The following is a 5,803-nucleotide window of genomic DNA, read 5'->3' as shown; positions in this document are numbered from 1 at the left end:
TCGGCCAGGTGTCGCACCAGCCCCAGGAGCGACATCGTCGACGGCTCGACGGAACGCCGCGCCATAGCCTCCGCATCAAGACCTGAGCACTTCATCTCCAACGTGAGGCGTACACAGCGCAGGGCTTCGACCAGCGTGGTGTGCTCATCGCCCAACGTTGGTCCGCTCTCACGCGGGTCGTCGTCCGACGGCCTGCCGTCCGCGGTGAACATGTCGGCTCGTCGGGTCGTGGCCATGGCCGCAATCATCGGCGATGCGCAAGGCGGCCGTCAACGGATTAACGACACCTGCACTCATGGCTGCCATAGCGCGCCCGTCGCTGACCCTGGGCGGCGCTATCGGTCACGTCTCGTCCGTTCTTGGTGGTTCGGGCCTGGTTCGGCTGCGGCTCACCAGGCCCTTCCTGTCGCCGGGAGTGGTGCGCCTGGCCGAACGCGGCTTGGCTTTGCTCGGCGACGCCGGCTTTCCTCCCGAGGAGGCGATCAAGGCGTACCGCTCCACGTACCTGTTCACCCTGGGCTGCGCCGCCTACGTGGACCACTTGGACCCGGCCGGCGCCCAGCGGCGCACCCGCACCGCCCTGGCCACCCTGCCGCCGGAGGAGTATCCGTACCTGAGCGGCCACATCAACACGATCGTGCCCGGCGTCTCCGGCGCCGACGCGTTCAACTACGGCCTGGCCCCATCTCGTCGACAAGCTCCGCACCCGACACGGCTGAGCTACGCCGCGGCCGGCTGCTCGCCGTCCTCGTCCTCCTCGGGCAGGTTGAGACGGGCCACCTGGTCATCCGGCGGCTCCAAGTTGACCACCCAGTCGCCGAACCGGCGGGTCTTGCTGGTGATGTACGGGGAGATGGTGCCCAGGTCGTCGCGGCGGATGGTGTGTCCCTCATCGACCAGTTCGTTGACCAGGTTGGTCAGGTCCACGGTCGTGTTGTAGATCATGCAGTTCGCAAGGAGCTCATTAAATTTTATAGACCTGCTCGTCCCGCTGGTGGACGGGATCGGTGGGCGAGGAGGGTCCAGCGGTCAGGAGAGCACTTAACTGCTTAACTGAAGGTGTTCTCTTACGCGGAGAAGCCAAGCCCGTCAGTAGCCACCAGGCGCCCAGCGCCGGCCCGGACGTCGACCCGAAGCACCGGGATAGACCTTCAGGGTCGCGTCCTCGACCAACTCCCCGGCCGCCGGGCGGAGGCGTCGATGGGAACGATCTGGTCGTCGTCGCCGTGGATGATCAGGGTCGGACGTCAATCCGCTTGAGGTCTTCGGTGAGGTCGGTCTCAGAGAAGACCTTGACTCGCGCCCTGATCGCACGGGAACAACACCGCGCGTCCAGGGCGCGTCCGCCGTCCAGGCTGCCCGCACCGTTCGGGCCACCCTGGGCCGCCCGTATCGGCGGACGGCCCAGGGTGGCGGACACACCCCGACAGCGGTTGTTACCCGGCGGCCACCGCGGACGCGGCCTGCTCGATGAGCGCGGCCACCGCGGCCGGTTGTGACAGGTAGATGGCGTGGCTGCCGGCCACCTCGACCACCGTGGAACCAGCCCGCTCGGACATGGCGCGCTGCGCCGGCGGGGGGATCATCCGATCCTCGGTTGCGACCAGGTACCAGCTCGGCTTGGTCCGCCAGGCGGCGTCCGTGATCGATCCGCTGAGGGCGTCCACGCCCCACGGGACCTGGGAGTCGGCCATGAACGCGGCCTGCTCGGCAGGCAGGTCACCGGCGAACGAGGCAGGGAACTTCTCGCGGTCCAGGAGCAGGAAGCCGTCCTTGGGCGGCAGGATTGGCGGCACCGGAGCGCCGGGCGGCGGGTCGGCGATCAGCGTGTTGACCGACTCGCCCTTGTCTGGCGCGAACGCCGCGATGTAGACGAGGGCCGCGACGTTGTCGTCGGTGCCCGCCTCGGTGATGACCGCCCCCCCGTAGGAGTGGCCGACCAGGACGACCGGACCGTCCTGCGCGTCGATGACCCACCGTGTCGCGGCGGCGTCGTTCTCCAGCGACAGGGTCGGATTCTGCACGACGCTGACGTTGTAGCCGTTCTTGGTCAGCATGCTGTAGACGGCCTGCCAGCCGGACCCGTCCACGAAACCGCCGTGGACGAGAACGATGTTCCTCGCTGCTGAGCCTGTGCTCATGATGATGTCCTCTCTTGTGGGAACGGTTGGGGTATGTCGGCCGATGTCGCCATGCTAGGGCGATGCCGTACCGGACCGATTCAGTCATCTGACTGGGGTTTGAACGCTGTTGCCCTCGGATGCCTCGCCTCTTCGCCCTGACGCAGCGGTGCGTGCTTGAACGGCCGCGACGGTGATCGCGGCTCAGCAGCGGAGAGCGCAGCTTGGTCCTGTAATGGACGTCAGTTGTCAGGCGCGTGGCCCTGATTGCCTTGTTGTGGAAGCTCGGTGGGTGGGGCTGTCAGCGCGTCGCGGAGTGCGGCGCGGGAGGTGACGCCGAGTTTCGGAAAGAGTTGGTACAGGTGGGTTGCGATGGTGCGGGGGGAGAGGAAGAGCCGCTCGCCGATCTGCTTGTTGGTCAGGCCCGCGGCCGCGAGCATGGCGATCTCCCGCTGCTGGGGCGTGAGCGACGCCGGCCCGATGGTGTCGGCCTGCCTGATGGACAGGCCGGTGGCCCGCAGCTCGTTGCCGGCTCGCGCCGCCCATGGCTGGGCCCCGAGCCGCTGGAAGGTGTCGAGCGCGGCGGCGAGATGCTTGCGTGCCTCGGTGGTGGCCTTGGTCCGGCGCAGGCGCTCACCGTAGCCAAGCTGGATCCGAGCCAGGTCGAACGGCCAGCGGTCGGCGCCCGGGATGGCGAGGGCCTTCTCGAACAGTTCTCCAGCTTCGTGGTCGGGGGCGGCGATGGCTGCCGATCCGCCGGTGATCAGGGCGAGTCGTGGCGAGATCGCGGCGATGTCGGCCTCGCGCACGGCGGCGACGTGGGCTGCCGCCTCGGCGTGGCGGCCGGTGCGCATGGCGGCCTCGGTGACGTCCATGACAAGCCACAGCGCGTGCGGGACGTGGGAAGCGAGCACACCGGCAGGACTGACCGCGGTCGCGTGCTGATAGGCGTCCTCGAAGTCACCTCGCCCAAGCGCCGCGAGCGCTTTGGCGTGCGAGGCATAGCTTTGGACCGAACCGACCCTCCGGGGCGATGCCCACCGGGTCATCTCGTCGGTCAGGGCCCGTGTCTGGGTGTCGTCACCGCGGGCGGCAGCGAGCAGCGCCTGCAGGAAAAGCCCTGGCCACGCCAACAGCCGGTAGCTGTGGGCTTCACAGAGCCTGAGGCCTTCATCACACACCTGCACTACTTCGTCCCACTGACCGGCCAGGAAGCCGTCGTTGGCCAGGAGGAACAGCGCGTCGATCGCCGAGGTGACGGCACCGCCACCCCGACCGTCGCGGACAACCCGCCACAACGCCTCCCGGCAGCCAGCCAGCCGATCGACGTACGCGGCCGCGATGCCAACACGCACGATACGGACCGGGTCGGCCTCGTGGCGCAGGCCCGCGATGGCGGCGTCGAGCTGGTCGAGAGCTGGCAGCGCCGTACGAGCCGGGTCGGGAAAGGTCTTGCTGAGCACGGCGAGGATCTCGGGGACATGCGGCCTTACCTGGCCGATTGCGGTATCGAAGGGTTCCCAAAGCTCGGAGCGCCCACCGAAAAAGCACACCAGGAGCAGGGTGTGCAGCGCCTCGATAAGGATATTGTCGTCGGCGTCGTACGGCCCCGCCTTCATTTCGATCGCGCCGACGAGCAGGCGGTGGGCGGTGTCGACGTCACCATCGCCGTTGAGCAGGTGGGAGGAGGCCGCGACCGCGGCGGCCAGCGACCCGGCCCGCTCGGGATCGGCCCGGCGCGCATCCTCCAGCAGCTGCGGCACGTTGCGCAGATCACCGGTCACGTCGGCGCCAAGGTAGGCGGCCTCGGCCAACCGGCGACTCCGCTCAGCGCCACGAGGGCTCAGCTCAGCGGCACGAAGCAACGCGGCAATGGCGCCGACGGCGTCGCCGCGCCGCAGGGTCAAGTGTGCGACTTGCTCGAGCAGGCCGGCGACTTGCTCGTCGGGCTCGACCGCCGCTTCGGCGAGGTGCCAGGCGCGGCGCTCGGGCTGATCCGCGAGCTGCTCGGCCAGCACCCCGTGGACGCGGCGACGCTGATCGCTGGTCGACAGCTCCATGACAGCGGACCGGGTCAGCGGATGGCGGAACACCAGTCGGCCTGTGCCTTCGTCGACATGCACCAACCGCGCCCGTTCCGCTGGGGCGAGGTCCTCGATCCCTCGCTGTCCGGACGCAGCGCCCTTCAGAACGCTAAGGTCGCCGGTGCCATCCAAGACCGCGAGCAGGAGCAGGTCACGGGTCGCAGCGGGCAAGCCGCTGACCCGCGACGCGAACAGCGACTGGAGACGCCGGCTCAGCGGCAGCACCGCGGGCAGCGCCCCGGCGCGTTGGGGGCCGCTGAGTAGTGCCACGGGCAGCTCCAGCAAGGCCAGCGGGTTGCCTTGGGCGTCGGCCAGCAGCCGCTGGCGGACCCGCGGCGCCAACGCAGGAAAGCGGTCCCCGATCAGGGCGGCCGCGGCTGCATCGTCGAGCGGCAGCAGCTCATACCCAGGCAGGCCGCCCCGTTCGAAGAAGCTCTCCTCTCCTGACCGGGACGCGGCGAGGAACCCAACCCGGCTGCCGGCAAGGCGGCGGGCGACGAACCCCAGCACCACGGCGCTGGCCCGATCCACCCACGGCAGGTCGTCAACGATCACCAGCAACGGGCGGGCAGCGGCAGCTTGGAGGAGCAGGGCGAGCGCCGCGTTGGAGACCACCAGCTGGCCCGGGGGCGACCCATCGCTCAGACCCAAGGCAACCCGCAGCGCACGGCCGTGCATCGCGCTCAACCGCTGGAGTCCATCGAAGAGCGGGTACAGGACCTGGTTGAGCGCCGCGAAGCTCACGTCGGCCTCGAACTCCGCACCAGCGGCGCGCAGCAGCCGCGTACCGGCAGCCGTTGCGTGCGCCGCAGCGGCGTCCAACAGCACCGTCTTACCGACGCCGGCATCCCCTGACAGGAGGAGCGCACCGCCACCGACGGCGGACCGATCAACGAACGAGCGAAGGAACTCGACGTCCTTGTCCCGTCCGATCAGCGGCTCAGCCGAGCCCTGTCGGGGAGAACCACCACCGCCCAATGGCGACCTCCCTCCGAGAACCCAGCAGCCCGACTCTACGCCTGCGCTTGGCCTGGTTGGAGAGACCAACACCCAGACGCCGGGGCCTACAGCCGATCAGCCGGGGAACCTCGATGGCGCCGAACTTGAAGAGGCGGACCTCAGTGGCGCCCACCTGGATAGGGCGATCCTCCGTGGCGCCCACCTGAAGGAGGCGGACTTCAGTTCATCGACCGGGTTGCGACCCGACGCCACCCGATCGGCACCACCCGCAGGCCACGAACACACCTGAGGGAATCCCGTGCCGTCGCAGCCCACGGTTGTGCGACGGCACGGCGCCCGCCGAGCGCACCCCGAAGGTAATGCCGACCCGCCGCTGGCGCCTGCTCACGCCGTTGACTTCATACAGCGTCGTGACTGGGCATCGCCCAGGATGAGCACGGTCACCGTGAGGCGTCGAGGTACTCCGTCGCAAGACGCTTCGGCGCGCGGCTCAGCCAGGCCTCGACCAGCAGCTCCTCAAGCTCGGGCATCGCGATCCGGTCCAGACGCACGAGGATCGCCGGGTACCCGTCGAAGTGCGGCGTCGTGAAATACACGTCGCCGTCCTCGGCCAGCAGCGCCTCCTTGGCCCCGAGATCG

At 69.2% G+C, this 5,803-nt stretch carries 5 protein-coding genes and 2 pseudogenes; all 7 read right to left on the bottom strand.

The genetic code is table 11. The annotated features are described in order from the left end of the window. A partial coding sequence (locus VG276_25030; GenBank protein ID HEV8652557.1) for a DUF664 domain-containing protein occupies positions 1 to 212 on the bottom strand: 212 nt, incomplete at its 3' end. Between the two features lie 508 nt (positions 213 to 720). Next, positions 721 to 975 carry a Tn3 family transposase gene (locus VG276_25025; GenBank protein ID HEV8652556.1) on the bottom strand — a complete coding sequence of 85 codons (255 nt, stop codon included), beginning with the start codon at positions 973 to 975 and terminating at the stop codon, positions 721 to 723. Between the two features lie 162 nt (positions 976 to 1,137). Beyond that, positions 1,138 to 1,297: pseudogene (locus VG276_25020) on the bottom strand (alpha/beta hydrolase). Between the two features lie 139 nt (positions 1,298 to 1,436). After that, complete coding sequence (locus VG276_25015) at positions 1,437 to 2,141, bottom strand: alpha/beta hydrolase (protein HEV8652555.1); 705 nt, start codon at positions 2,139 to 2,141, stop codon at positions 1,437 to 1,439. A 221-nt stretch (positions 2,142 to 2,362) separates the two neighbouring features. Then, entirely contained in the window at positions 2,363 to 4,546 is a 2,184-nt protein-coding gene (locus VG276_25010) for a helix-turn-helix transcriptional regulator (GenBank protein HEV8652554.1), read from the bottom strand. Between the two features lie 198 nt (positions 4,547 to 4,744). Then, a pseudogene (locus VG276_25005) lies at positions 4,745 to 5,254 on the bottom strand (ATP-binding protein). Positions 5,255 to 5,604: 350 nt separating this feature from the next. After that, positions 5,605 to 5,803, bottom strand: a 199-nt coding sequence (locus tag VG276_25000) for an MmcQ/YjbR family DNA-binding protein (protein ID HEV8652553.1), incomplete at its 5' end; no start/stop codon positions are given.

It is taken from the genome of Actinomycetes bacterium, from assembly GCA_036000965.1.
GTDB lineage: Bacteria > Actinomycetota > CALGFH01 > CALGFH01 > CALGFH01 > DASYUT01.
The sequence above is the reverse complement of the archived record's forward strand: the minus strand, read 5'-3'. Positions and strand labels throughout refer to the sequence as shown.

Coding starts and splice junctions, on each gene's coding strand:
- VG276_25015 (HEV8652555.1), bottom strand. CDS start 2,141: ATGAGCACAGGCTCAGCAGCGAGGAACATCGTTCTCGTCCACGGCGGT.